Raw genomic sequence first — 26,498 nt, forward strand, 5'->3', positions numbered from 1 at the left:
ATCCAGCCGCCTCGTCGAGCGGACCTCGGGCCGCGCGCTCCGGGCGAGCGCTACAGGCAACCGCTGGGCACGCTGCCCCAGTGGCTCTTGGCGACGACGAACCCGTCCGGACCCGACGTCGAATGCGAGCCGCACAGGCCGTCGGCGTCGGAGATCACGGAGTCGATGCCGATGCCATACTCCCAGTATTTGACCTCGAGGCTCGAATCGTGGGTCGAGCCGCTTCGCTCCGGAATGGAGGGGACGAGAATGCCGCTCGAGTCGAAGAACTCGAAGCCCGCGATGGAAATCGAGAGCGACACGTTTCGTACCTGGCCGACGCAGGTCGTCCTGCACGTGGGATAGCCGACGGAGCTCTCTTTGGTGAAGCCCGATGGGCAGCCGGCCGAATAGTTGCAGTAGCCGTTGCACGTGACGGGCAGGGGCCCCGGTAGGTCGACGCACTCGTACTCCCCGGTGCCCTGGATCGTCTTGCGCTGGGTCTCGAACCCCCCTGACGTCACCGACGTTCGGCTGCCGAGCTCTCGATACACGTAGTAATCGTTCTTGAACGACTCTTCCTGCGTACAAAGGCCGCCGTTGCAGTGCGTCGCCGCGGCCATCACGATGGGCTCCTGGCCTTGCAGGAGAAAGCGCTCCCCCGCGATCTCGACCGTATGGCGTTCGCCCCCCAGCTCGCCTATCAATTGCGCCTTCGTCAGGGCGAGCTCGTCGGGCGAGCCGATCGACACGCCGGCCACCCTGGTGATCCGGCCGTCCTCGTCCCGTTCGACCGTCGTGGTGCCCATGTCGAGCTCTTCGGCCCGCCTGGCGACCCAGCCGAGGGCGTCGTGCTGGCTCGCGAAGCGCAGCCCGTCGGCAGCCGCGGCCCGCTCGAGCGGGGAGGCGTCCTCCGCTTCGGTCGCTTCGGTCGCTTCGGCGCTGCAGCCCATCATGAACGCCGCGGCGAGCAGAGATGCGGCGCGGTAGGTTCGGCGAGAATTGTTGGTGAGGTGCCGGTGCATTGTGTCGGTCATGGTGCGATCCTCTGTGGCCCTGAGTAATCACACTCCGTGCCACGTCTCGCTTCGCTTCGAGGGCCCATGACCTGGCCAGGTGCTTCGCGGACGCGATCCCGAGGAGCGCGAGCACGGGCTGGTCCTGCGCAAGTTGCGCAGGAACCTGCGCAACTTGGGCGGCGCTGCGCGCAAGGTCAGTAAGCGAGCGTGCAGGTGTTTCCGGCTCCGCACTCTTTGGAGGTGACCGCCGCGACGACCTGGGACGCCGGCATCGGCGTGTAGCGGTACGGGATCTCGAAGACGGTGCCCCTCGAGGCGTTCAAGTCGTCGCCCGTCCCCTGGTTGCCGATCCCCTTCCAGCCTCTTGGACTGCCCATGTCCGTCCAGATCGACCTGTTCTCATCGTAGACGCAGTTCTCGGCGATGAGCGCCATGTCCTTGCCCACGCCGTGGATCTGCCCGCCGCCGGTCTTGTGATAGTTGTTGAGCATGTGCACGTTGCCGTACCGCCCGCGAGGCTGGCGTGAATCGACGCGCTCGCCCCAGTGGCTGTTCATGTACGTGATGTGCAGCTTGCCCACGCTCGCGGGCTCGTCGTCGCTGCCGGCGATCAGGTTCGAGAATCTATGCTCCTTGGCGTACGTATAGTAGAACCGCGCCCAGGAGACGGTGACGTAATCGGCTCCCTGGGTGATGTCGCAGTTGCCGTCCTGGCCGTCGGAGATATCCAGATGGTCCAGCCAGACGTGGTGGGCGCCGTTCCCCGTGTAGACGGCGTCTGCGCCGCCCTTGCACTCGTCGTAGCTGGCGCAACGCGCGCCCCGCACGGCGAGGTTGCGGATGATGATGTTGTGCACGTCGGCGCCGCTCATCCGGATGTTGCCCGCGATGGTCACCCCGGGGCCGACGCCGATGATCGTCTTGTTGGCGCCTGGCGCGAGCGTCCCGCTGTAGTTCCCGGGCTTCACGAGGATGATCGCCGGGGTCGAGCCCTTCGCCGCGTTTTGGCGCTCACTCATCGAGGCCACCGTGATGGCCGACATCAGGTCCGTGCCGCCGCCGGTCGTGCCGCCGGCGACGCTCGCGAAGCCCGGAACCGGATCCGTGATGTGGAGGTCCCCGACCGGGGTCGACGCGCCGGTGCCCTCACCACCGGCGCCCGCTCCACCCGTGTCCGCTCCACCAGCGCCCGCTCCACCCGTGTCCGCTCCACCCGTGCCGGCCGCTTCCCCGGTGACGCCGCCCGTTGCGCCGGTGGTGGCTCCGGCGCCGCCTGTGCCGGCCGTGGTGGTACCGGAACCGCCGGTGGCCGTCGTGCCACCGCCGCTGGTCGCCCCGGCCGCGCCGGGGGGTCCTCCAGAGCCCGAGCCGGGGCCGGACGCGACCTCGGGATCCGTCGAGCTGCAAGCGATCAGCAAGCCGAGAATCGAGAAGGAGGCGAGTCGATACGAGTGGGTCATGGTTCCTCTGCGGGTGCTTGAAGCCAAGCTTCTTTCCCGCAGGTTGCGGGGCGCCCCCGCCGGCCGTCACAAATCGCCGGGACGCTCTCGAACCGCGATCCGCGTCGAATCCTTGAGAGCGCCGAACAAAATCGGACCGAGCCAGGCGGATGAGGCATCGGTATTCACCAAGCTCGTTCGGTCGCGCTCACGGCACGACGCCCTCCCCCACCATCGCTCACCGTCGTGGTCGTGGTCGTGGTCGTGGTCGTGGTCGTAGTCGTGGTCGTGGTCGTGGTCGTGGTCGTCGACGGCTCGTTCGCGAACGTAAACGTCTTCCGGGAAGTGGCATCTCTCCCTCCGCGATGTTGAGCGGAACGGAAAGCGGCGCTCGATGTGGCCAGTCAGGCGGAGGCGGCGACAAGCGCCGACCGAGGGTTCGGCAGAACGTTTACGTCCACGGTCGTGTCGTCGACGACCACGACCACGACCACGACCACGACCACGACCGCGTTGGTGACCGAGGGGGCGGGGGCTGGCATTGTGCCCTCCCGCGCGCCCCGACTCCCCTCACCGCTCGACGCGGTCGAGCCAGGCGCGCGCGTCCTTCTCCAGCAGCGGATCCCCGAGCCGCACCGACAGCTCCAGCAGATCCTCGAACTCCCGCCGCGCGAGCGCGTCATTGCGCGCGTTCTTCAGCAGCATCGCCGCCGCCCAGCGCCCCTGCAGCACGTCGTGCCAGTAGCCCTGCTCCTCCGCCCGCGAGATGAGCGCCTGCAGCCGCTCCCGCGCGTCCCCCGCCCCCGCCACCCCGTCGAGGTACGCGAGATACATCCGGTTCGAGGCGGCCACCCGGTCGTACCCCGCCTCGTCCGCACGCTCCAGCGACTCCGCGAAGAGCGACCGCGCCCGCTCGTGCTCGCCCAGCCGCACGCACGCGTAGGCCAGGTTGTGAAGGTTCACAACCCCGTCGAACCGCAGCCCGAGCGCCCGGTCCAGCTCGATCGCGCGCTCACACGCCTTCGCCGCGGCCCGGAAATCCCCCGCGTAGAGCTCGATCGTCACGAGCAGCTTCGCCCGCACCGCCTCCGCGACCCGATCGCCCGGGGCGGCCGCCTCCCAGCGCGACATCGCCTCCAGCGCCCCGGGCCGATCCCCCGAGGTCGCCCGCGCCAGGGCGACCGACTTGAGCGCCCGCGGGTCGTCCGTCGGCCCGAGCGCGGCGAGGTCGAGCGCCGCCCGCCGCGCGCGCGCGAGCTGCCCCTGAAGGCACGAGACCTCCACGTCGACCGTCAGCGCCTCCTGCAGGAGCTCGCGGCGACCTACCGCCATCTCGACCACGTCGTCGAGCAGGTCGTGCGACAGCCGGAACAGGTTGGTCGCCCCGAGCGCGCGGGCGAGCTCGATGCGCAGCTTCACCCGGAGCTCCAGCGAGCCGACCGCATCGACGCGCGCAAGGATGCGGTCCGACGCCGCCGGCAGCGACGGCGCGCGGCGCGCGTGGCCGGCGGCCTTCGAGAGGATCTCCACCCACCGGCCGAGCTCGTCGGGATCGCGGCGCGCGACGTCCGAGAGCTCGAACGCCCGCGTCATCGCGCCGATCGCCGCGTCGAACTCGCCCCGGCGCACGCGGACCCCCGCCGCGCGCGCCAGGTGCCCCGCCGCGCCGTCCGCGTTCCCGAGCGAGAGCGCCCCGTCCGCCGCGCGGCCGAAGTGGCAGTCGACAAGCGCGAGCACCGCCGGATCGTCCCCGCCCACGCGCTCGAGCCACTCGGCCGCGAGCCAGTGGCCGAGCGCCCGATCCGCGTCCGTCAGCATCTCGTAGGCCGCGTCCCGCACGAGCGCGTGACGGAACGCGAACTCCGGCTCGCCGCGGAGCATCGACTCCGGCCGCGGCTCGAGCAGCTCGCGCTTCTCGAGGGTCAGGAGCCACGACTCGAGCTGCGGCACCTGCCCGCCCCCGCCGAGCATCGCCTCCAGACCCCCCCGCCAGAACACCTCGCCCATCACCGCCCCGGCCCGGAGCACCCGGCGCGCCTCGGGCTCGAGCGCCGCGATCCGCGACTGCATCATCGCGAGCACCGTCTCCGGCACCTCCCCCGCCCGCCTGTCCGCCGTCGCGCGCACGAGCTCCTCGAGGAAGAACGCGTTCCCCGCCGACCGGTCGATGAGCGCCGCGAGCTCGGCCTCCGGCGGCGCGTCGCCGAGGACCTCCCGCACGATCCGCTCGCACGCGCGGCGCGACAGCTCCCCGAGCCGCATCTCCGTCGCCTCGCGATCCTGCCACAGGCCCGGGAACGCCTCGCGCACCCCGGGGCGCGCCAGCGCCAGCACCATGAGCGGCTGGTGCCGGAGGAACCGGAGCGCCGCGTCGAGGGTGTCCACCGTGGCGCGATCGCAGAAGTGCAGGTCGTCCAGCACGATCAGCACCGGCTGCGCGTCGCACTCGGCCCGCAGGAAATCGAGCCACGCCCGCCGCGCCTGCTCCTCCATCACCGCGCGGTCCTGCCGCGCCGCGCGCAGCGCCGGGCTCTCCGGGAACGGCGCCCCGACGAGCTCGCCGAGCAGCTCCGTCACCCGCTCCCGCGAGGCCTCGCCGACGTGCCGCGCGACCCGCGCCGCGAGCTTCTCCCGCCGCGCCTCGGCGGGCTCGTCGTCGAGCAGGCCCGCCGCGCGCCGCACCGTCTGCGCGAGCAGCCCGAGCGGCGCCCCGCCCCGCATCGGATCGCCGTGCGCGCGCCACACCGTGACCGGCTCGCTGCGCGCCTCGACCCGCCGGACCAGCTCGTGCGCGAGGCGCGACTTGCCGACGCCCGCCCCCGCCGTGACCAGCACCACGCGCGCCACCCCCTCGGTGGCGCACTCGTCGAGCACATCCTCGAGCGCGCGGAGCTCCCGCTCGCGCCCCACGCAGGTCGTGGGCTTGCCGAGCACCTTGCGCCCGCCGTCCTGCGGCTCGCGCGCGCCGAGCAGCGTCGGGCCCTGGCTGCCCGCCGCGATCTCGAAGCGGTCGCCGAGCAGCGCGGCCGTCATCTGGTCGATGAGCACCGGCCGGCCCGAGGACGGATCCTCCGCGGCGTGGCGGACCCGCGCGTCGAGCAGCGCGCCCGCGCGGTCGATGACCTGCCCCACCGCCTGCGTCCCGGCGATGACGTCCCAGCCCGTCGCCAGCGCCACCCAGGCCCCGGGCAGGAGCGCGTGGATCGAGAGCGCGCAGCGGGCGGCGTTGCCGGCGAGATCGGTCGGCGAGCCCGCGCCCGCGACGACCGCCGCGACCGAGCCGTCGGCGAGCACCTCGAGGACCGCGCCGTGCGCCTGCGCGGCCTGCCGGACCTCGTGGAACGGCGTTGTCGGCGGCGGCGCGGGCCGGGGCTTCGCCGGCGGCGCCGGCGCGAGCAGGCCCTCGGGCAGCGCCTCCTTGCTGCCGGAGACGACGGTCGCGTGGTGCCCCGACAGCATCGTGTCGCTCGCCCGCTGGGGGCCCGCGATCGCCTGCGGGCGAGCGGACGGGGGGCCGCGCCTGCCGGCGCTCATCTCGGCCGCGAGGACGACGCTGACGAGCCGCCGCTCGCTCTTCGTCAGCGCGGGCGTCGGCAGGCCGTTGCCGGTGGACATGTTGCCCTCCACCACGCTCAGCATCCTGAGCTCGGCGGCGACCTCGCCCGCGTCCGCGGGGCGCTCCGCGGGGTTCTTCGCGAGCAGCCGGGCCACGAGCAGATCGAGCGGCGGCGGGATGTTCGGGCAGAAGGTGCTCGGGCGCGGCGCGGCCTCGAAGAGCACCTTGGCGAGGACGGACAGCGGGTGCTGGGCGACGAACGGCGACCGCCCGGTGAGGCACTCGAACAGGAGGCACCCGATCGAGTAGAGGTCGGCGCGCGCGTCGACGTCGACGTCGCCGCGGACGCGCTCCGGCGCCATGTAAGCGGGCGTGCCGATCGCCGAGCCGGTGAGGGTGAGCTCGTACGTCGCGTCGGCCTGGCGCGCGATGCCGAAGTCGATGAGCTTCGCGCTCCCGATGTCGCCGCCGGGCAGGAACACGTTGGTCGGCTTGAGGTCGCGGTGCACGATGCCGCGCGCGTGGACGGCGGCGAGCGCCTCGGCGACGCGGCCGACGAGCATCAGGCTGTGCTCGATCCCGAGCGGCCCGCGCGACAGCCGCGCGCCGAGGTCCTCGCCCTCGAGCCACTCCATGGCGAGGTAGTAGAGGCCGTCCGCCGTGACGCCGTGGTCGATGTAGCGGGCGACGACGGGGTGCTCGAGCTCGGCGAGCAGGCGCGCCTCCCGCTGGAAGCGCACGACGTGCTCCCTGCCCTGGTTGAAGATCACCTTGAGCGCGACCGCGTGGCCGCTCTGCCGGTCGAGCGCCCGCCACACCGCGCCCATCCCGCCGGAGCCCGCGAGGCGTTCCAGCTGGAAGCGGTTGGCGAGGACGTGACCTGAATGCATGGCGCAAGTATCGGTGTGCAGACCTCCGCGGTCCAGGCGGCCGGGCGCGCGTGGACCGCGAACCGTGGGCCCACCGCCCACGCGGAGCGCGAGGATACTCGTCCCGCGGCGCGGCTACGAGCCTCGAAGGCCCACCGCCGCCGCCGGCCCGACGGGAGCGCGGCCCTCCCTCGCCGGCCGACGGCGCCGCCCACGCCCACGCGAGCGCGCCTGTCGCGCTCGCATGGGCGCGCGCGGGGCCCCGCGCCGCCCGCGCCGCCGCGGCGGAGACGTCAGCTGGCGAGGCGCTCGAGCCGAGCGTCGACCTCGCGCTCGGCGTTCAGCCAGTCTTCAACGGGGTTGTTCCGGAAGCCGGCCCTCTCGGCATATCCATAGGCCACCTTGGCGATCAGGCCGTGGCGCTCCTCGCGCGACAGCCGCGGGCGCGGAGGCGCGGCCTTCGGGGCCTTCGGGGCATCGGCGCTCGCGCGCTCGGCGGCGAGCTTCACGGCCGCAGAGGGCCTCTCGACGGCGGCGGGAGCAGAGACCGCGCTCTCGGGCTGCGCCGAGGCGACCGGGGCGGCGACCAGGCTCTGGGCCCGGGTGGTCTTCGTGCGGGCCGGGGTCTTGCGCTTCGAGCTCATCTCGTCGTCTCTCCTTTCGGGTACACGGGTCGACTAACCCAGGTCCGCGCGTACGCACAAATTTTGAGCACGTAGTTCCTCGGCGCCCGGCCGCCGCCGGTCGGGATCTCCCTTCCAAGAGAGCGTGGTTCGCGGTAGAGTGGATGTCGCTGACCGGGTGAGATCACCCGGCATGTGTCAGCCATCATCCCTCGTTGTTCGTCGCCGCCTCGTGGCCGACGTTCATCCGCCATCGTCCATCTATCGTCCAGCCATCGTTCCCGTTTTCGCTCACGGCGGCCCATCCCCGGTCGCCGCCTGCGCTGAGGACAGCTCGGTAATCCAGAAAACGGCAGGCGCGTCGCTCGCCGTCTGCCCATGAATCGAGGAGATGCGATGTGGAAGAAAGCGCGGCCCCTTCCCGGCGCACGGAACACCTCTGCTCGTCCGGCGGCGGGATGACGCGCGTCGTCTGGGTCGAGGACGACAGCGAGGTGCGGCTCATCGGCGCCTCGGAGCGCTGGGCGCGCGCGATGGAGCAGCTGCGCCGGCTGGCGGAGCACGAGCGCGCGCCGCTGCTCATCACGGGCGAGCCTGGCACGGGCAAGGAGCTCTGCGCGCGGCTGCTTCACGCGGCGAGCCCGCGCGCGGGCGGTCCCTTCGTCGCGGTGAGCGCGGCGCGGCTGCCGGCCGAGCGCCTCCGGGAGGAGCTCTTCGGCGTGGCGGCCGGGGCCGACGGGCGGCCCGCTGCGCGCCCCGGGCTGCTCGAGCTCGCGCGGGGGGGCACGCTGTTCCTCGACGAGATCGGCGCGCTCCCGCCCGAGCTCCAGCCGCGGCTCCTGGCCGTCCTCGACGGGGAGCCGCTCTGCCGGATCGGCGGCGGGGAGGCGCTGGTCGCGGACGTGCGGGTCATCGCCGCGACGAGCCAGGATCTCGCCGCGCGCGTCCTCGAGCGGTCGTTCCACGAGGCGCTCCACCGGCGCGTCGGCGGGCTCGCGCTCTCGCTCCCCCCGCTGCGCGAGCGCGACGGCGACGTGCGCAGGCTGGTCGAGCACTTCCTCCAGCGCCAGAGCGGCGCGACGGGGCTCGCGAGCGCCGGGCTCTCCCCGCGCGCGCTCGCGCAGCTCGAGGCGTATCCCTGGCCGGGGAACGTCCGCGAGCTGCGGAGCGTCGTCGAGCGCGCGTTCCTCCGGGCGCACGGCGCGCCGCTCGATCTGGAGCACCTGCCGCTGGAGATCGGCGCGGCGACGCGTCCCTCGGCGCCGCCGCGCTCGGGCCCGCCGGGCGCGCTGCGGCCGTCGCCGCCCGCGCGCGGCAGCGCGTCGCTCGGCGAGGCCGTGCGCCGCCACATCCTCGCGGTCTACGCGGCCCAGGGCGGCAACGTGACCCACACGGCGAGCGCGCTCGGGATCACGCGGGTCTCCCTCCGCCGGCACCTGCGCCAGTACCTCGCCGCGGACGCGCGCGACAAGGAGCCGCTGAGCGATCGCTAGGGCCGCGCGCCAGGAATCCCGCCAGAGAAACCGGTCGATAGCGACCGGCAGCATCTGCTGGTTGGGCCGCTTGGATGAGAACAGCGTATCTGCGATTGAACGATGCATGCGATGCTGGCGCCGTAGGATGTCGCGATTGGTGGTATCCGTTCGTGTAACCACGTCGTGACGAGCGCTGAGCCAGGGGCGCAGAGTGCCGGGCATGGCAGAAGAGCATTCTCGGGTCCCTCGGGAGGAGTGGCGGAAACGCGTCGAGCGGTGGCGTGACAGCGGGCTGACGGCGGCCGAATTCGCCGGCGAGCTCGGCATCAACCCGCGCACGCTGATGTACTGGAAGTGGCTGCTGGCGCGCGACGACAAGGCCTCTACGCCTGCGCTCGAGCGCAGACAGTCGCCGAAGCAGGCGCGCGCGTCGAAGCAGGCCCAGCTGGCTGCCGCGGTGCCGGTGGCTGGGGATCGCGCCGGCTTGATCGAGATCCAGTCCGCGCCAGCGGACGCGCGGTTCGGCTCGCGAGCTGGGCGCGATGGGGCTCCTCTGAGTCAGCGCGCGCGCCGGTAGTGCAAAGATGTGCAGCTGCAGGGATTCCTGAGTCCCCCCCTACACTAGGTGGGACGTTTTCGGTAGCGGCCCACGGGACAAGTCGGCTCACGTTCGAGGAGACTTGGGTCTCCTGCGTCGCCAAGGTTGATGTGAGCTTGTCTACCATCAGCGCAACGTCAAACCGGGTGCCTGCAGCTGCAGTGCCAGCGCGTAGGCAAATGCAGCTCTTCGCGGGTGGCCACCTCGACGTCGAACCCTGCGCCCACCACGCAGACGTCGGCTTCGATATTCGTCGCATTCATCGCGCGAACATACAGGAAGCGCGCAGGTTTGTCCTGGCCCCCCGCCTGCGCGCTCCGAGGATGATGCGCAGGATCAGCCGCCTCCGTGCCCGACCACCACGATGGTGTTGTTGGTTCCGGTGTCGACGACGTCGGAGGCGTCGAAGACTTTCGCCGTGCAGGACTGCGAGCCAGGGCCCAGCAAGATGGGCTGCCCGCTGTAGTTGGCGAAGTTGTTCAGCGTCAGCAGGTCGTTCGTGCAGCGCAGCGGCGTGCCCACGATGATGTTCGGCGCGCCCACGCTGATGCCCAGGGGAGCGCTGCCCGACAGCACGTTGTGATCGGCCACCAGGCCTTTGCCCATCCGGTGATTTGCCGGATGCTCCCGGCTGCGGACGGGCCAAACGATGCCACTCGGCGGCGCCTGCGCCACACCACCTTCGCCGTACTTGCGGGTCGTTCGCCTCCTGCTCCGGGTGCATTCGGAGCCTGACGGGACGTCGGGATCGTCAATTCAACGCGAAATGGCTCCGTGGCACGAAAGCTCCATGTGCTCGGCGTGACGGGCAAGCACGGCTCAGGCAACGCTCCGCTCGTACCCGAACGATGGGTGCTGCCCACCCATCTCTTGGTTACGGCGTCGGATCAGCGAAGGATCCTCCGAAGATATCCGAGTTGCCGAAAGTGGGCGGACAGTCGGTGTTGGGCCTCGGCGTGGGAACCGTGCCTCCGGTGCGCAGCGACTGACGGAAGGCATCTATCGCGGGGCAGTCTGCGGCCTTACGCACGTCGTTCCAGACAGCAACGCCGAAGTCCCTCGTCGCCGCCGCGTACACGTAGTCGCCCAGAAACTCGGCCACAAGGTCGTTCTGGCTGGAGCCGCGGGGATCGCCTGGATCACCGCGATGCAACTCAGAAAGCCCTGTCGGCGCGCCTCCCACTCCGATGTCGGCGTGGAGCACCACGCCTACGAGGCTCCGCGAATCTGTCGTGTTGTTACGGAACGGGGTACGGAACGCGTTGTAGACGATATAGAGATCTGTTCCATCGGGAGAGAGGGCAGGTGCAGTATAATACCCGCGGTCGCCGGGGCTCTGGATCGTCGTCGGCCCGGACCAGGTCGCCCCACCATCGGTCGAGTGGCTCGAGCATGACACGCTCATTGTTCAAGCCATCTCGGCCGTCGACCCACGTGTCCACGATCTCGTCCGTGGCGTCGTCCCCAGTCGGCGCACCGTTCGCGATATCGACATTGGGAGCGCCAGCGAGATCATTGCGTGCGCCTGCGATGCCATCCATGACGCAGCGGCCGATCACCGGATCGATAAAGAAGCACGGATCGGTGATACGAAAGAGCTCCCGTGGCCGTGTGAAACTTCTCCCGCCGTCGAACGACTGGACCAGCATGTGCGCGCCGTGCGGAGGTAAGAATCGGAAGGGTGACTGGAGCTGTTCGTAGAATACATAAACCACGCCGATGCTATCGGTGCGGATGGTGCAGCCGGACTGCCCCCACATCGTCGGCGGGACGTTGTGCGCAGGGGTCACTTGCTTCTGCTCCCAGGTATCGCCGCCATCGGTCGAGCGTATCACTGTCAGCGGCGCCGCCGCGCCCTGTTGACCTCGGAACTGGGCAAAGCAGACGTAGACGTTGCCGAAGAACGGACTGCTCTCGGCATTGTCGGCCCAGATCTGCTCCTTGTCGGCGAACGTCGTTGAGCTCTGACGCTGCGAAGCGATGACAGGAGGCAGCCAGTTGTTCTGGTCGGCGACTATCTCGGGAGTAAGCTCCGGGTCTCCGTCGATGCGGGACACGGCGACGGCTTCGAAGCCCCTGAACGCCTGCTCGCCGCGCTCGCCACTGAAGTTGGCGGTCAGATTGGCATAGTACAGACGCGAGCCATTGTCCCACGAGAATCCGTTCGGACCTGGGCGAGGACCAAAGGCGACCGCCGGATCGCCGTCGGAGACCAGCCCGTTCTCGAAGTACTTGGGCAGCGTTCCGATTGGCCCGACATGCGGTGTACATTTCTCGGGTCCAAGACAATCTCTGGCCGTCCAGCCAGTGTAGGTCGGCTGCGTCCAGGTCTGGCCACGGTCGAAGGAGAAGTAGACCCCGGAGGAGCCGACCCCCTGGGTGAACGGGCAGGTCGTCGGATCGCCGGCGTTGCACGCCTCCATATCGATATTGTCGTTCGCCCCGGCCGCAACCACGTTCGGATGGTTGGCATCCACCGCGACTGTCGGTTCATTCTGCTTGTTCTGCGAAAAATGCGAGACCGGGCTGCCGACAGAGACGAGCGTATCACCCCCTTGCGCGAACGCGGGGGCCGCCAATCCCAGCGTCAGATGCGCGTAGAGCACCACTCCAAGATGGCGGGCTATGCATGGGTGTCGCATGACCGATCCTTTCTCTTTATAAATCGACTGTCGACGTGGACGCGAAGTCGCGTCCGCGACAAGGCGCGCTGAGAAATCCCGCCTCGACGCACCGCTATCGTGGGGTGCGGGACCTAAGAGCCGCAGATGTAAGGCGCTGCTATAGCGTACGACAATTCAGCGTCAAATTTTTACGCAGAGTCGCCAAATTCACTTCTCGCGCGCCTTCCTACTTTGGACAAGGCACGTCCGCGGCGTTGGCGCGAGCCTTTGAACCGGAGGCACCGCTCTGTCGTCCCGGCTGGGGAAGCGAGCATGCCCTCGTCACCGTCGCGGCCGTTGGAAGAGGAGCTGGGACGATCAGCGCCCGCCCACTGCGCATTCGCGCTCTCTGGCGGTGCCGACAGTGAGGCAGTCCCGGGCGTGGAGCTGCGTACGTTCGCCCCCGATATCGCCGACTCAGGGAACACCGCACGACCTCCGGCACCCGTCCGTCCGAGCCAATATGAACAGGTCTAGGGAGGCGCATGAGACCCGGCGACGGATCGGTCACGGCGAGCGCCCCAGGCCCTGGGCTTGACAATTGGGCCCGGGTTTGGGCCCACGCCTTCCGACAATGAGGCAGCCCTGAGGTCAAGGGCTTGAGCGCTCTCTTTGCGCGGCTGGCGGGCTTCGGCTCGGCAGCGGCGGCGCTCAGCGTCGTCAGTGCAGGTCGCTTCGGCATGGATGTCTCCCTTCGCCCTGGTCGGGCGTCGTTCCGCTTATGCTTGAGCGCCTCGTCGCGTCCGCAGGAGCGAGCTGTGGCTCGATCGACGATCCGCATTCACAGGCCGGCGGTCGCCCTGGTGGCCTGGATGCACACGGGGGTCCGAAACGGGACCGTGGAGGCGCATTCTAGGGGACGGCATGTTCGACCCACAGGCCGATCACCCGGAAGGCGTCCGCGCTCATCCACGTGGCCCTCTTTCACGCTCCCAGCGTGACGCGCTCGTGGCGCACGTTCCCGTCGGGGGAAAGTCAGTGCATCGAGGCCCTCCTTGAGGTCGAGACCGGCCTCGAGCGAGCCGTTGCCCGAGTGGCGCCGAGTCCCTTGTCGATCGAGCGCTGCCGGCGGCGCGCCTTGACCGAGGCCTCCTTCATGCTTTGCGCCTGCTGCTCGATTGACTGTGCTTGCAGCCGCAGGCCCTTGGCCGAAGCGACCGCTGCGCTCTGCGCATCGTAGACCGTGCCGTCGCGCCACATGGCCCACAGCACACCCGACAACCGCCGCGCCAGCGCCACGACCGCGACGTGGCGACCCCGGCGCTCGTCGATGGCGTTTGCCCATTGGCGCAGCGGGTCGTCGCCGCTCTTGTGCCGCAGGATCGTGTGCGCAGCCTGCGTCAGCAGCACGCGCAGATAGGCGTTGCCTTGCTTGGTGATCGCGCCCAGCCGCTGCTTGTTGCGTCCCCCGGAGGTGTCCTCCGAGGGGACCAAGCCCAGGTAGGAGGCGAGCTGGTGGGCGTGGTGAAAGCGCTTGGCTTCGTCCACCACCGAGACGAATGCGGCGGCGATGACCAGCCCCACGCCGGGTGCCGTGGTCAGCCGCACGATCACCGGCTCGTGGGTGCACAGCTGCTCGAGCGCGGCATCGGCCAGCGCGATCTGAGGGGTGAGCATCTCCAGCGCTGTCACCAGGGGTCCAACGAGCTGGCGAGTCTCGGCCGGCAAGGCTGCCGCGCTCAGCACCGTGAGGAATCCCTCGGTGGTGCACCTCGCGAGCTTGTGTCCGCAAGCGCGCAGGATGCCGCGCACGGTGGTGACGTACTGGGCCCGCGTCTCGACCAACGCGCGCCGGACAGCCAGCTGGTGGCGAATGGCCCGCCGGTGAGGCGACAGCACGTGAGCGAGTGGAATACCCCCGCGCTCGACGGCGTGCGCTAACGCCTCGGCATCAAGGCGGTCATTCTTGCGGCCGTGCTGGCCGATGCCGAGCTGACGAGCTCGCGTGGTGTCGACGACCAGCACGTCGTGACCCCAGTTGCGCAGCGTGTCGTGCACCGCCCAGGCCTCGCGGCAGGCCTCGATCGCCACCCGGGCCGGCGAGGACGACGGGCCGAGGAGATCCTCGAGCGAATCGAGCGAGCGGACCGTGCGTCGCAACACCACGGCCCCGCCCGCCACCTCGCAGAAGGAGATCTCATGGACCCCCAGATCCAGCGCTACACTTCGCATGGCTGACCTCTCCTGGGCCCCCGTCGTCTGCGTCTTCGAACGCGTGGGGGTGCCCGCAGGCAACCCTGCAGGCGAGAGGTCAGCCACATTGCTCGCTGCTCCGAGCGGCTCTTTCTTGCGCGCTCCTCTCCGGAGCCTGGAGCCCCCGCCGGAGGCCTCCGTCCGCCCATCGCCCGCAGCTTTGTCCGGCTGGAGCGCGCAGGGGGAGTCAAGGGCGGCGGAGCCGGCGAGCTCCGCTCGCGAACCCTTGACGCCTCCGAGCACTCCAGCACGCTTTGCTGCTGCCGATGGGCCGACCTCCACGGTGCTGCGGGCTGTCTTCGCAGGCCCCGCCGCGCGAACGCGTCGCGCAGAGGCTCGGGTCGGTGCAGTTGGCATCATGGGTCCAGGCGCCCCGTGGGCTGCCTCATCCCATCTAGGGGCTGCGATCCGTCGTCACGCCCCCCTGAAACCCCGGGGTTGCGACGGATCGCGACGGTTCGCCACCGCGGAACAGTCCCGCCAGGAGCCGAACCTGAACGCTCCACCGCGCGGCGCGCAGGGAGCGCTCAGAGACCGAGGGCGCCGATCATCTTCTCGGCGTAGCGCTTGCCCAGGGTGACCTGCGCGTCGTGGCCGAAGTGGAGGTTCCAGGTGTCGGCAGGATCGATGGCGAGCCCCTCCGCCGAAACGGCGTAGGCCTTGGGGATCAGCCCCGGGAGCTGGTTCACGAGCGAGTTGTGTTTTGCGCACGACCCCGAATGCAGGAGCTCTCCCGCAAGGAACGGCACGTCACCGATACCGAGATCGGCGCGCAAGTCCGAGACGAGCGTCTTCACCTTGCCGGGCCACGCGGGATCGCCGCAGTTCGATTCGCCTTGATGGAACAGAATCCCCTCGATCACGCCGCCGATCTCCTGCGCCGCCTTCGCGCGCGACAGGATCCAGCTGTACTTGCTCCCCCCCGCCTTCATGAACGTCTCCACCTTCTCCCCGCTGATGGCGGACGGGACGAGGCCGACGGTGTCCTGGGCGGGGTAATGATCGAGGATCGTCCTGGAGAAGTAGTCGCCGGGCCCGATCGCTCCGTTCCAGCATTCGTGGAGCGGCGGGGCAGCGACGTCCCACGCGCCTTCGACGCGCCCGGTCGCGGCGCAGGCATCGAAGCCGAGGACCTTGATGCGGGGATTCTCGGTCTTGTCTGCGGCCAGGGCCTTCGGGTACCCGGCCATGTTCGATTGCCCGAGGAGGAGGAAGACATGAAACACGGGCTCGGCCGATCCTCCGCCGCTGCTCCCGCCGACGCCCGGATCCTCCGCGCCGCCTGCCCCCGGGGTCCCTCCGCCCACCCCACCTGTGCTCGGCCCCGCGGCCCCTCCGCCCACCCCGCCTGTGCTCGGCCCCGCGGCCTCTCCGCCCACCCCGCCTGTGCTCTGCGCGCTCCCCTCTGCGGGCCCTCCGCCAGCGAGAGCCCCTGTAGACGCCGAGGACACGACGCTGGAGGGCGCGCCGCCTGCCCCGCCGGTGCCTGCGGGTCCGGGCTCTTCGACCGGAGCATCTGCTTCACTGCAGGCAAGGAGCCCGATGAGCGAGAACGCGATGCGCGAAGGCGTGAGCCCGAGAGACCATCGAAGTATGCTTTTCATGAGGACTTCTCCGACAGCTGCCGCTTGCCCACGACGAGTCGAGCTCTCGCGCCCGGCGGGAGTAGGACGCGACCGATGCCCCCACGCCGTTGCTCGCGAAAGGAGTCGGCGCTGAGCTCGATCCCGATCCCCAGGACGAAGGGCCCGGTGCGCATGACGCTATCCAGGGCAAAGCGGAAGGATGCCCAGACAAATGTGAACGCTCACATCAGCGGTGTCAACCCGAATCAGCCGGCCGGTGGCCCGCCGCCCGCCTCGACATCACATCGTTATGGCGTCTTATGGCGTCCTGGCGGTTCAAAAGACCCCACCTTCGGCCAAAGTACTCCATCCCCTCGGCTCCGCGCCGCAAGGCCCAGTTGGCACCAGGCGGCCCGCGCGCCCCTCTCCTCAGGACGGCTGCGCGAGGCCGAGCTCTCCCTCCGGCTCGACGGGCAGCTCGACGATGAACGTGGTCCCTGAGCCCAGCTGACTGCGCAGATCCACGCGCCCTCCATGCGCTCGCACGATCTCCCGGACAAGGTACAGCCCGAGGCCGAGGCTCTGCGCTTGATGAAGCCCCGTCGCGCGCTCGAACGCCTCGAACACGCGCCGCTGGTCGGCCTCGGAGATCCCGATGCCCTGATCCGAGACCGAGAGGCGAGCGACGGCCCCGTCCCCGTCGGCGACGATCCGGACCGGCTTTCCGGCGCCGTACTTCATGGCGTTCGTGAGCAGGTTCGTCGCGACCTGCTCGAGCCGCAGCCGATCCCACCGGCCCACGACGGCGCGCTCCGCCCGCACGTGGAGCGCACATCCAGCCAGCTCGGCCTGCTCGCTCAGCCGTCCGACGACGTCCCGCACGAGCGCCGCCAGATCCACCGGCTCACGCGTCAGGGCGAGCCGCCCCTTCTGGACGCGTGAGAGGTCGAGCAGGCTGTCGATCAGCAGGTTGAGCCGGCCGAGCTGGCGCTTGAACGACGTGAGGGACGACGACAGCCAGGACGCGGAGACCGCCTCTTGCTGCTTGATCGATCGCGCGAGCGCGTCGAGCTTCAGATGGAGGCCAGTCAGCGGCGTCTTCAGCTCGTGGGCGAGGAACGCCGTGCGCCGCTCCGCGGCCTCCGCCGCCGCCCGCGCCTCTCGCTCCCTGGCGAGAAGGAGCGCATTCTCGAGGGAGATGGCCGCCTGCGTGGCGAGCAGCTCGAGGGCGAGGAGCCGCTCGGGCGTGAACGCGTGCGTCGTGAGGTTGTTCTCGAGGTAGAGCAGACCGAGCACCTCGGCCTGCCGCAAGATGGGGACGCAGAGGACCGACCTCGGAGTGTGCCGGACGATGTACTCGTCCCCCGAGAACCTGCCCGCCTTCGCGGCGGCGTCATCGAGGAGCACACGCTCCTTGGTGAGCCGCACGTAGTGGAGGAGCGAGGCAGGGAGGAGCGGAGAGGACGATACCGGCAACGACTGGAGAACCCTGGTCACGGTCCCCTGTCGCTCCTCGATCGCGGCTTCCGCCTCGATCGTCAGGTCGCCGTCCCGCACGAGGATGAGGCAGCCCTTCTGGGCGCCCCCCTGCTCGAGGACGGACTCGAGCAGGGTTCGCAGGAGCTTCTCGAAGAGGATCTCGCCCGAGATCGTCTGCGATGCCTTGACGACCGCGAGCACGTCGAGCAGCTCCGTGCGGGCCGCGAAGGTGGCGGTCGGCTCGAGCGGCCGCCGCTCGAGGAGCTGCGGATAGCGCTGCTCGAGCTGCTTCACCTTGCCGTCGGCCCCCCAGCGCACGTAGCACGAGCGGGCTTCACGCAGGTACGTATCGGAGAAGCGCTCGAACCCTCGCGCTCGATAGAACTGGGACGCGAGCTCGTAGGCGAGCGCCTCGACGTGGACGAAGCCGCTCTCGCGCGCCGAGCGGATGGCCTCTTCGTAGAGGCGCATCGCGTCGAGGTCCCGGCCCTCGATGCGCGCGACCTCGGCGGAGACCAGGGCGTAGCGGCTCTGGAAGTTCTCGGGGCAGCCCGCGGCCCAGCGCCTCAGCTTCTGGAGCGGCTTCTCGAGCGCCTGAGCGAATCGCCGCCGCTGCTCGGCCGGCGCCTGCGCGTGGAGCGCCGTCACCGTGAGCGCGTGGTAGAAGTGGTGCGTCACTTCCATGGCGAGAGATGCCGCCTGCCCCTGCATCAGCGCGGCGGCGGCCGCGGACTCCAGCGCTTCGGCGTGACGCTCGTGCGTGAACGCGGCGATCTGCTTCATGATATGATAGATAGCGATTCCAAGGCCGAAGCCCGCCTTCTGGCAGATCGCGACCGAGCTCGCCTCGTCGAAGGCGCCGCTGTCGAAGCTCGTCGGCGCCCGCGTCGCTCCCTTCAGGCTCGCCGCGAGCTGCTCTTCGAGCCGGACCACGTGGTACACCACATCGTTGTGGGTCTGCCGGGCGAAGGCGGCGTATTTCCGCGCGACCTCGATCACGCGGTCGAGCGGGTCGCCGTTCTCCAGGACGAGCCACACCATGTTGTACGTCAAATAGCCGGCAAAGATGAAGTCTCCGACGTCGAGGCAATCGAGGAATGCCTTGTCCATGAGCGGGATGCTCGTCGCGTAGTGCCTGTACCAGATGCTGATGACGCCCGCGTGGTGGAAGAGCAGCCTCCCCTTCAGCATGGCCGTGACGCTCTTGAATTTCTCGTTCAGCCTGAGCGCCATCTCGGAGAACTGGAACGCGCCCGAGACGTCGCCGAGGATGGACACCATGACCGCGGCGTAACAGCTGTAAACGAAGGAGGACTCCTCGGCGTGTCCGTGCTGCAGGGACGCGTTCACCCCCTTGGCGGTGAGCAGCGGCCAGAGCGCCGGTCGCACGGAGAACATGAGGGGGGCCGATTCGGCGGCCAGGCTGATGAACGCCCGCACGTCCTCGTCGGTCGCCACGGGCGCATCGACGAGATCGGCGATGTGACGCCCGCGCAAGGCGATCGGGACCTGACGGATCTCGGCCTCGACGGCGGCCTGGATCTCCTCGTCGGCCTCCGGGAGCGTCGCCCCGTAGAGCCGCAGGGCCTCGATCATGACCGTCATGGCGTCGCGGTGTCGCCCAGCGATCTGGTAGAGCCGCATGCGCAGCCGGTGGGCCCTGGCGCGGTCGGGCCTGGAGCGGGCATTCTGGAGGATCAGATCGAACAGCCCGTCGGCCGGCTGGAAGTTGCCGGTGATGGACTCGCATTCGGCGAGCTCCAGGTAGAGCATGAGCGTGTCCTCGTACCGCGCGCTCCAGGCGTCCGCCGGCAAGAGAGACGTCGCCTGCGCCAGGTAGCTGCGCGCCGAAGCGTAGGCGACCGAGGCCTTCGCCTTGATCCCTGCCAGGAGGTTGAGCCGGCAGAGCGCCTCCTTCTCGCGTGGATCGGTGATGAGATGAGCGCCGTGATTGAGCTGGGTCGCGACGTCGAACGCCCGCTCCTCGACCGCCCCGCCTGGCAGACGAGACGCGAGGCGTCGGCCGATCTCGAGGTGCACCGCGGCCCGCCGAGCCTCCGGGATGAGCGAATAGGCTGCCTCCTGGACGCGGTCGTGGAGGAATTTGTAGGTGCCTTCGTGGCAGAGGACGAGCCCCGCGAGGATGGCCTGCCAGACATCCTCGTGCAGCGCCTCCTCCGAGCGGTCGCACGCTATCGTCAAGACGCCGACGTCCGCGGCGTTCCCGAGACAGGCGAGCTGCTTCAGCGCCTCCTGGGTGCCCGCAGGGAGCCGCGCGAGCTTGTCGACCATCAGGTCGACCACGTTGTCGGTGAAGCCTTTGGCGCGGATCTTCGCCATGTCCCACCGGAAGGCGCCCGCGCTCGGGTCGAGCTCGATCAGCCGCTCTTCGTGGAGGGCGAGGAGAAACTGGATCGCAAAGAAGGGGTTGCCGGCCGTCTTCTCGTGGACCAAGGCCGAGAGCGGCGCGGCGTCCTCGGGGCGGCATTGGAGCATATCGCTGACGAGCATGGAGAGGTGCTCGCGGGAGAGCGGGCCGAGCACGATATCCCGGACGCGCGCGCCCTCCCTCCTCACCTCGCCCAGCGCCGTCATGAGCGGGTGCGAGGGGGTCACCTCGTTGTCGCGGTACGCGCCGACGACGAGGAGGTGCCCCGTGTCGAGGTGCGTCACCAGATCTTGCAAGAGCGAGAGGCTCGCCGAGTCGGCCCACTGGAGATCGTCGAGGAAGAGCACGAGGGGGTGCTCCCTCCGGGCGAACACCCCGATGAAGTGCCGGAAGACGATGCGGAACCGGTTCTGCGCCTCGACCGGCGGCAGCTCGGGAGCCGGCGGTTGCGGGCCGATGACCAGCTCGAGCTGCGGGATCAAGTCCACGATGAGCTGCGCGTTGACCGTGAGGACCTCGAGCAACCGCTGCTTCCATGCGGCGATCCTCTCGCTGTCGGCGAGGAGCTCGAGCACGATCTCCTGAACGGCCTGCACGATGGTGGAGTAAGGGATCTCGCGCTTGTGCTGATCGAATTTTCCCGAGGCGGAGAACCCCCGCTCGCGGGCGACGGCCCTGTCCAGCTCGTGGACCAGCGTCGATTTGCCGATGCCGGAGTAGCCCGAGAGGAGCACGAGCTCGGGAGATCCGGTGTCGACCACGCGCTCGAAGGCGCGCAGCAGCGCCGCGATCGCCTCGTCGCGCCCATAGAGCTTCTGCGGCATCCGCAGGCGGCCCGACGCGTCCTGCTCGCCCAGCGGGAAGGGCGCGACGCTCCCGCCGCGGCGCCATGAGTCGAAGCACCGTTTCAGGTCATGGCCAAGGCCGCGGGCCGTCTGGTAGCGCTCCTCGGGCATCTTCGCGAGGAGCTTGATCACGATACGCTCGACCGCCTCCGGCACGTCGGGGACCACCTCGGACGGGGCCGCGAACGCGCGGGCGACGTGACAATGGATCCATTCCAGCGGGTCGCGGGCGTCGAACGGGAGCTTCCCCGTGAGCATCTGATAGAACGTGACGCCCAGGGAATACAGATCGGTGCGGCTGTCGATCCCACGGTTCATCCGCCCTGTCTGCTCGGGCGACATGTAAGGCAGGGACCCCTCGATGAGGCGTGCTGGCCCCAGGGCGTGCTGTTCGCCGGAGAGCCGTGAGGCGAGCGCGAGATCGGCGATCTTCACCTCGCCCGTGGCGGGAATGACCAGGATATTTGCGGGCTTGAGATCTCTGTGAACGACGCCTCGCTGATGGATGTCGGAGACGGCATCCGCGATGCGGACGGCGAGCTCGAGGAACCAGCCGATCGCCATCGGCGCGCCGAGCAGTCGATCCAGCGGCTCGGCGCCGGAGTCTTCCATGACGAGGGCGAGCGCCCCATCGTACATCTCCAGGGCGAGGGGCCTGACGACGGCTCCCACGTCGAGCATCTTGCCCGTCTCGTACTCCCTCTTGAGCCGGGCGAGGTCCTTCGGCCGGCAGCTCCTCGGGTCGAGCACCTTGAGGACCACCGGTTGGCCGTCGGCGTTTCGAACAGCGCGGTACACGGCGGTACCGCGGCCCTCGTGAATGGTCTCGCGAATCGTGTAGGGAAAGGGAGGGGACGGGCTCGTCATTCAGGCGCTGGGCGAGGCAGCCTCGGCAGTGGCAGCAGGAGCCCCCTCCCCGGCAAGGTATACCATTCCCCGCCCCCGCATCATGGCCAGCGTTGCGGGTGATCCAGCGCGAATTCGGATCGGCCGACGGGCTCGGCCGCGTGCGGCCCCGGGGCGCCGTCGCCAGGCCGCCTCGGCCGAGGGCCGCTACGTTCAACGCGCCTCAGGCGATCGAGCACGGCACGCTCGACGCCCTGAGCGTGCGGGCTATCTGGCTCCCGTCGTTCCAGCAGAACCCTGCCGGCGCAACCCTGGCGAGCGATCGAGTCCGCCAGGTCACCGGATATCACGGTTACCATCCGTGCATCGGCACGGTCATTTCGGTCAGCACCGCGCGCTGGCCGCCGAAATAGTCCTGGGGCGCGCAGCCGAGGGCGCGCGTGAAGACGCGGTGGCATTGCGCATAACTCCCGAACCCGACGGCGTACGCCGCGCGCGCGAAGCTCGCGCCGCGATCCACCTCGGCGACGAACTGCATCAGCTTGAGCCGCGCACGGTACTCGACGACGTTCACGCCCACGTCCTGGCGAAAACGCCGGCTGATCCCGCTCTCGCCCGTGTGCAGGCGCGCCGCGAGGGCCGCCCCGGGGAGATTCGGATCGAGGCGCAAGAGCTCGAAGATGCGGCGGCTCACCACGTGGGGGAGCGGCACGTTCGACAGCGACCGCTCGAAGAGCTCCGCGAGGCGATGCTCCACGACCGAGATGTCGCGCGCTCGGTCGAGCGCGCCGAGGAGCGCGAACTCGTCGGCGAGCACGGCCGGCGTGAGCTGCACAGCGTCGAGCGCGACCTTCGACGCGGCCCCCGCGACGCGAGCCCCCAGCTCGGGGCGGAGCGCCGCGACGTACAGAACGAAATCGCTGCTCTCCTCGAGGAGCGCGTGATCTTGCCCCGGCGCGAAATAGAGCAGCGTGCCCGCCACGAGCGGCACCACGCGCTTCCCCACGCCCATGATGCCCGTGCCGCGAGCGACGAGGTTGATCTCCGGCTCCTCGTGGAAGTGCCGGGGCCGGCGGTACTGCGGCTGGTGACGGAAGACCTGGGCGCGCCGGCCGGCGAGCATCGGAAAGGGCTGGAACAACGCGGGCCGAGCGCTCAAGGCCAGGTCAGTGTGCGGCAGCGGTGACGCGGACAGGAAGCAAAAAATGCGAAGCGCTCCCGCACCCGGCGCGCCAAGTGGAGCCCATGATGTCTTCGACGCGCTGCACGGTCGCTTTGCTTCTGTTCTACGCATTCATCGCGCTGTCCTGTGACGACGCCAGCCAGCCCTCGGGCTCTGCGACGGGGGCTGGCGGGGACGGCACCGGCGCGGGTGCTGGTGGTGGTTCCAGCGCCGGAACGGGTAGCTCCATGACGGGGGCTGGGGCTGCGGCTGGCGCCTCCAGCGCCGGAGCCGGCGCGGGCGGCGCGGGCGGCGGGGGCGGCGCGGGCGGCGCCGGCGGAACGGCGGATGGCACAGCAGCGGCAGGCACCACGGGTAACGGCGGCTCAGCGGGCGGCCCTCCCCCGGCCGAAGAGGCCTTCACCCTGCTCTTCCGCGACGATTTCGATCAGCTGGACGCAGCTCGCTGGCAGCTGATGACACATTCGTGGACGGGCAATCTGGCGCTGTTTTCGCGATCAGCCGCCACCATCGAACGTGGCCAGCTGGTGCTCCGGCTCACGCCGGCCCCCCAGGGCACCGCCGACAGCTCCGGAGCCGCCAAGACCTTCCTGGGTGCCGAGGTTCGCTCCATCGACTCGCTCACGTACGGGCGCGTGCGCGCTCGCGTCAAGTTGGCCCGAGGCTCGGCGGTCGTCTCGTCACTGGTCACGATCTACACCCCCTGGCCAGCGGACAACTGGAACGAGCTCGACATCGAGTGCCTGGGGGCCGAGCCGAATGACGTGCAGTTCAACGCCATGGTGTACACTGGCGCTCCGGTACGGCCCCCGGTGACGCAATCCGTCAGTCCGACTCAGCATCCGCAGAAGGTGGACCTCGGCTTCGACCCGAGCGCGGACTTTCACACGTACCAGATCGAATGGACACCGTCCGGCGCCCGCTTTTCCGTCGACGACGTGCTCCGGCACGAGTGGACGGAGCGCATCGACCTCATGGTGCTGCCGCAGAACGTGCTCATGACGATCTGGGCGTCGTCGAGCCCGGAGTGGGCCGGGGCCGTGACGGCCGAGACGGGCAAGGCGAGCGCGACCTACGATTGGATCGAGCTCTATCGGTACACGCCTTGATCGGGTCGCGAGACCAGGCCGCTCCGAGCGCGTGAGCTCACGCGGTTCGGCCCGACAAAGCGCCAAGCGAACGCCTGGGTGCGGGGCGGAGCCCCGACGGAAACTGCGCGGGTCTGTTAGCGACGCGACAGCATGGGCGGAGCATCGCTGTTCTCCGCAGCGGCTGCGGTGGTTCAGGGCGACGCGCGCGCTGACATGCCCCTCGCGATCGGATACTGCTCGAGGCCATGTCGCGCCGCCGTTCTGCCGTCGTGATCGCCGCTGTCTCCGCCGTCATGCTCCCTGCCGTCCCGCTCGCGTGTGGGGGTGATCGCGAGCTCGACGCGGGCCAGGGGAAGGGTACGAGCGGCGCCGGGACGGCAGGCGCCGGTGCTGCAGGCGGCGAGGCGGCTGGCGTAGGCGGTGCAGGCGGCGAGGCCGCAGGCGCTGGCGGGGCCGGCGGAGGAGCGCAGTACGGGAACGTGCTCTGTCCGACCTCGTTCACGTTCAACGCCCCTCCCGGGGCCACGGACGTCCGCGTCCCTGGGGAGTGGAACGGCTTCGATCTCGGCGCTGCCCCGCAGCTGCAGGGCGGTACGCAGGGCCGGCTCGTGGCCACCGTCGACCTGCCGCCGGGGCTGCACGGCTACAAGATCGCCTATCGGTCGGGCGGCGAGATCTCGTGGGTGCTCGACCCGGCTGAGGGGCGCCGCAAGTACGTCGACGGGATCGAGAACTCGGCCGTCAAGGTCCCTGACTGCCGCCTCCCGTCGTTCTCCGTCGCGTCCAGCCAGGCGACGCGGCCTGCCGCCGGACAGGGCGCCTTCGAGGCTCGGCTCGTGTACAAGGACGGCATCGAAGGCGCGGGCCCGGAGGCGGCCGCGTTCGAGGCGGTTCTACAGGACCAGGACGGCGAGGCGCGCCCGCTCACGGATCAGGAGCTCTCGGTCGACGCGCGCGGCGACGTGCGGATCCAGCTGGGGGGCCTCGGCGACGGCAAATACCGCGTCACCCTCCGCGGGGCGACCCGGAGCGGCCGCGCCGGTGAGCCGCTCCGGCTTGTGTTCTGGGTCGAGGCCGAGGCGTTTTCCTGGGAGGACGCGCTCATCTACATGGTCGTCACCGATCGTTACCGCGACGGCGATCCGATCTTGAACCCGCCCGCCACGTCGGGCGCCGATCCGCGGGGCGACTGGGCCGGCGGGGATCTCGAGGGGCTGAGGCAGGCCATCGAGGACGGCACGCTCGACGCCCTGGGCGTGCGGGCCATCTGGCTCACGCCGTTCCAGCAGAACCCTGCCGGCGCCTACCTGGCGAGCGATGGAGTCCACCAGGTCACCGGATATCACGGGTACTGGCCCATCAAGGCGCGCGATGTGGATCCGCGGCTCGGCGGCGCCGAGGCGCTCCGCGCGGTGGTGGCCGAGGCGCACCGCCACGGGATCCGCGTCCTCCAGGACTTCGTGGTGAACCACGTGCACGAAGATCACGAGTACGTCTCGTCTCACCCGGGCTGGTTCAGGACGGGGTGCGTCTGCGGGACCGACGGGTGCGACTGGACGTCGCACGCGCTCGATTGCATGTTCGCGAGCTACCTCCCCGACGTGGATCACACGGTGCCCGAGGCCAACGCCGCGTTCGTGGCGGACGCGATCTACTGGCTCGACGCGTTCGATCTCGACGGGCTCCGCGTGGACGCCGTGAAGCACGTGGAGGAGATCGCGACGCGCAACCTCGCCGCGGAGGTCCGGGAGGCGTTCGAGCCGGCCGGCACACGTTATTTCCTGATGGGCGAGACGGCGATGGGCTGGAGCGACTGCGCCGATCCGTGCAACGACGAGAACTACGGGACGATCGCGAGGTACATCGGCCCTCAGGGGCTCGACGGCCAGCTCGATTTCGTCCTCTATCACGGGGTCTCTTACCGGACGTTCGGCTGGGGCGAGGAGGGCATGCTGCACGCCGCGTACTGGGTCGAGCACGGGCAGCGGCGGTGGCCGGAGGGCGCGATCATGACGCCGTACCTCGGCAGCCACGACACGGCCCGCTTCGCGACGCTCGCCGACTACCGCGACGATGCGGGGCCTCGCGGCCGGGATGTCCCGGGCCGCCAGTGGTCGGACACCGCGGAAGCACCCGGGTCGCCCGAGGTGTACGCGCGGACGCGCCTCGCGATGGCGTGGCTCCTGGGCCTCCCGGGCGCGCCGCTGCTCTACTACGGGGACGAGTATGGCGCGTGGGGCGGCGCCGACCCGAACAACCGCAGCGTGTGGCGTCCGGAGGAGGAGCTCACGGCGGACGAGCTGGAGACGCTCGATTTCGTGCGCGCGCTCGGGACCGCGCGGCGGGCGATCCCCGCGCTCCGCCGCGGCGCCTACGTGAACCTCACCGCCACGGAGGACACGCTGGTCTTCGGCCGCCGGCACGGCCGGGGGGAGTCGGCCGTGGTGGCGCTGACGCGCGCGGGGACGGAGCAGCGCATCTCGGTCGAGGTCGCTCAGGCGCTCGGTCTCCCGCCCGGCACCGAGCTCAGGGACGCGCTCGGCGGCTCGAGCGAGATCGTCTCCGCGGCCGGCGTGCTCTCGATGAGCATCCCGCCGGGCGGGGCGGTCGTCTTCGCGCCGTGATCGCTGGCAGGCCCGCGGGAGCGGGCTCCGGCGGCGAGCGCAGGCGCAGCGGGAGCGGCGAA

At 70.1% G+C, this 26,498-nt stretch carries 15 protein-coding genes; 4 read left to right on the plus strand and 11 right to left on the minus strand.

What is annotated here, in order from left to right; all coding sequences use genetic code 11:
• Positions 1-50: 50 nt before the first annotated feature.
• From POL72_RS14565 to POL72_RS14585, 5 genes are all read right to left on the minus strand, one after another.
• Positions 51-1,016 (minus strand): hypothetical protein, encoded by a 966-nt coding sequence (locus POL72_RS14565; RefSeq protein WP_272095825.1) that lies wholly within the window; start codon positions 1,014-1,016, stop codon positions 51-53.
• Positions 1,017-1,192: 176 nt separating this feature from the next.
• The gene (locus tag POL72_RS14570; protein ID WP_272095826.1) at positions 1,193-2,458 is read right to left on the minus strand and encodes a pectate lyase family protein; all 1,266 of its coding nucleotides are present in this window, start codon (positions 2,456-2,458) and stop codon (positions 1,193-1,195) included.
• Positions 2,459-2,841: 383 nt separating this feature from the next.
• On the minus strand, positions 2,842-2,979 hold the full coding sequence (locus tag POL72_RS14575) for a hypothetical protein (protein ID WP_272095827.1): 138 nt from the start codon (positions 2,977-2,979) through the stop codon (positions 2,842-2,844).
• A 28-nt stretch (positions 2,980-3,007) separates the two neighbouring features.
• Positions 3,008-6,883: a serine/threonine-protein kinase gene (locus tag POL72_RS14580; protein ID WP_272095828.1), complete on the minus strand. Its 3,876-nt coding sequence runs from the start codon at positions 6,881-6,883 to the stop codon at positions 3,008-3,010.
• 272 nt (positions 6,884-7,155) lie between these two features.
• Positions 7,156-7,506, minus strand: a complete 351-nt coding sequence (locus POL72_RS14585; RefSeq protein WP_272095829.1) for a DUF2934 domain-containing protein — start codon at positions 7,504-7,506, stop codon at positions 7,156-7,158.
• Between the two features lie 377 nt (positions 7,507-7,883).
• On the opposite strand from POL72_RS14585, the gene POL72_RS14590 reads away from it, so the two are divergent.
• Both POL72_RS14590 and tnpA read left to right on the plus strand, forming a co-directional pair.
• Entirely contained in the window at positions 7,884-8,978 is a 1,095-nt protein-coding gene (locus tag POL72_RS14590; RefSeq protein WP_272095830.1) for a sigma 54-interacting transcriptional regulator, read from the plus strand.
• Positions 8,979-9,180: 202 nt separating this feature from the next.
• Positions 9,181-9,537, plus strand: coding sequence for an IS66 family insertion sequence element accessory protein TnpA (tnpA, locus tag POL72_RS14595; protein ID WP_444547639.1), 357 nt, complete (start codon positions 9,181-9,183; stop codon positions 9,535-9,537).
• A 357-nt stretch (positions 9,538-9,894) separates the two neighbouring features.
• Here tnpA and POL72_RS14600 read toward each other — a convergent pair whose 3' ends face one another.
• The 6 genes from POL72_RS14600 to POL72_RS14625 form a co-directional block, all read right to left on the minus strand.
• Positions 9,895-10,164: a hypothetical protein gene (locus tag POL72_RS14600; protein WP_272095833.1), complete on the minus strand. Its 270-nt coding sequence runs from the start codon at positions 10,162-10,164 to the stop codon at positions 9,895-9,897.
• 632 nt (positions 10,165-10,796) lie between these two features.
• Positions 10,797-12,164, minus strand: coding sequence for a sialidase family protein (locus tag POL72_RS14605; RefSeq protein ID WP_272095834.1), 1,368 nt, complete (start codon positions 12,162-12,164; stop codon positions 10,797-10,799).
• Between the two features lie 1,032 nt (positions 12,165-13,196).
• Positions 13,197-14,393, minus strand: a complete 1,197-nt coding sequence (locus POL72_RS14610; RefSeq protein WP_272095835.1) for an IS110 family RNA-guided transposase — start codon at positions 14,391-14,393, stop codon at positions 13,197-13,199.
• 548 nt (positions 14,394-14,941) lie between these two features.
• The gene (locus tag POL72_RS14615) at positions 14,942-16,018 is read right to left on the minus strand and encodes a sialate O-acetylesterase (RefSeq protein WP_272095836.1); all 1,077 of its coding nucleotides are present in this window, start codon (positions 16,016-16,018) and stop codon (positions 14,942-14,944) included.
• A gap of 390 nt (positions 16,019-16,408) precedes the next feature.
• The gene (locus POL72_RS14620; RefSeq protein ID WP_272095837.1) at positions 16,409-21,559 is read right to left on the minus strand and encodes an ATP-binding sensor histidine kinase; all 5,151 of its coding nucleotides are present in this window, start codon (positions 21,557-21,559) and stop codon (positions 16,409-16,411) included.
• 331 nt (positions 21,560-21,890) lie between these two features.
• Positions 21,891-22,679, minus strand: coding sequence for an AraC family transcriptional regulator (locus POL72_RS14625; RefSeq protein WP_272095838.1), 789 nt, complete (start codon positions 22,677-22,679; stop codon positions 21,891-21,893).
• 104 nt (positions 22,680-22,783) lie between these two features.
• Here POL72_RS14625 and POL72_RS14630 point away from each other — a divergent pair, with 104 nt between their 5' ends.
• Positions 22,784-23,830: a glycoside hydrolase family 16 protein gene (locus tag POL72_RS14630; RefSeq protein ID WP_272095839.1), complete on the plus strand. Its 1,047-nt coding sequence runs from the start codon at positions 22,784-22,786 to the stop codon at positions 23,828-23,830.
• A 227-nt stretch (positions 23,831-24,057) separates the two neighbouring features.
• Positions 24,058-26,436 (plus strand): alpha-amylase family glycosyl hydrolase, encoded by a 2,379-nt coding sequence (locus POL72_RS14635; RefSeq protein ID WP_272095840.1) that lies wholly within the window; start codon positions 24,058-24,060, stop codon positions 26,434-26,436.
• Positions 26,437-26,498: the final 62 nt, after the last annotated feature.

It is taken from the genome of Sorangium aterium (assembly GCF_028368935.1).
GTDB classification, from domain to species: Bacteria; Myxococcota_A; Polyangia; order Polyangiales; family Polyangiaceae; genus Sorangium; species Sorangium atrum.

Excerpts from the sequence above, each read along its gene's own strand:
- POL72_RS14565 (WP_272095825.1), bottom strand. The coding sequence starts at position 1,016 with ATGACCGACACAATGCACCGGCACCTCACCAACAATTCTCGCCGAACC.
- POL72_RS14570 (WP_272095826.1), bottom strand. The coding sequence starts at position 2,458 with ATGACCCACTCGTATCGACTCGCCTCCTTCTCGATTCTCGGCTTGCTG.
- POL72_RS14575 (WP_272095827.1), bottom strand. The coding sequence starts at position 2,979 with ATGCCAGCCCCCGCCCCCTCGGTCACCAACGCGGTCGTGGTCGTGGTC.
- POL72_RS14580 (WP_272095828.1), bottom strand. The coding sequence starts at position 6,883 with ATGCATTCAGGTCACGTCCTCGCCAACCGCTTCCAGCTGGAACGCCTC.
- POL72_RS14585 (WP_272095829.1), bottom strand. The coding sequence starts at position 7,506 with ATGAGCTCGAAGCGCAAGACCCCGGCCCGCACGAAGACCACCCGGGCC.
- tnpA (WP_444547639.1), top strand. The coding sequence starts at position 9,181 with ATGGCAGAAGAGCATTCTCGGGTCCCTCGGGAGGAGTGGCGGAAACGC.
- POL72_RS14600 (WP_272095833.1), bottom strand. The coding sequence starts at position 10,164 with ATGGGCAAAGGCCTGGTGGCCGATCACAACGTGCTGTCGGGCAGCGCT.
- POL72_RS14610 (WP_272095835.1), bottom strand. The coding sequence starts at position 14,393 with ATGCGAAGTGTAGCGCTGGATCTGGGGGTCCATGAGATCTCCTTCTGC.
- POL72_RS14615 (WP_272095836.1), bottom strand. The coding sequence starts at position 16,018 with ATGAAAAGCATACTTCGATGGTCTCTCGGGCTCACGCCTTCGCGCATC.
- POL72_RS14620 (WP_272095837.1), bottom strand. The coding sequence starts at position 21,559 with ATGACGAGCCCGTCCCCTCCCTTTCCCTACACGATTCGCGAGACCATT.
- POL72_RS14630 (WP_272095839.1), top strand. The coding sequence starts at position 22,784 with ATGATGTCTTCGACGCGCTGCACGGTCGCTTTGCTTCTGTTCTACGCA.
- POL72_RS14635 (WP_272095840.1), top strand. The coding sequence starts at position 24,058 with ATGTCGCGCCGCCGTTCTGCCGTCGTGATCGCCGCTGTCTCCGCCGTC.